Annotated in this window: 1 protein-coding gene; it reads right to left on the reverse strand. The window is 46.0% G+C overall.

The features are described 5' to 3' along the window. A partial coding sequence (locus ACESTK_RS20560; RefSeq protein WP_373120644.1) for a hypothetical protein occupies window positions 1–539 on the reverse strand: 539 nt, incomplete at both ends.

Below are 539 nucleotides of genomic sequence, written 5' to 3' on the forward strand. Positions count from 1 at the left end.
ATTTCTTTCATTGCAACATTCTTCCAGAGACCACCTTCGGCTTCTACGATCTTGAATACCGGAGCACCACCAGCGTCCTTGATACGGAAAACAAACTCACTTTCCGGCTGCTTCACTTCCAGGAAGGTCCTGTATGGGATAAGGGTAACCGGATTCGGAACCAGAACATCTGCTTTTGATGCAATCCCCTGCTTAATGGTTGTCTTCTGGGTAACGCCGTCATCACCATAATTGGCTGTTGTTTTTGCCTCAACATTTCCAGATACTTTCAGGATAGCTTCCAGATCAGTGTTCTCTTCAAAGTTTGCCTGCATTTCAATGAGAAAACGCTCCTGATCGTACCACTCATCATAGCGGAAGCGTGGAGTCTCAGCCCTGCACACAAACAGGCGCTCTCTTTTTCTCTCTGCATTCAGACCGGAATACAGTTCTACTTTTGTCGGACTTATCACATGAATGATCATGGACTCTCTGAGTTCCTTGGTGCAGCTCAAGATATAATCAATCATGCTGCTTAAGTTGGACGCCTCAATTGGCTC

The sequence above is a fragment of the Ruminococcus sp. Marseille-P328 genome, assembly GCF_964249465.1.
Lineage (GTDB): Bacteria > Bacillota > Clostridia > Lachnospirales > Lachnospiraceae > Blautia_A > Blautia_A faecis.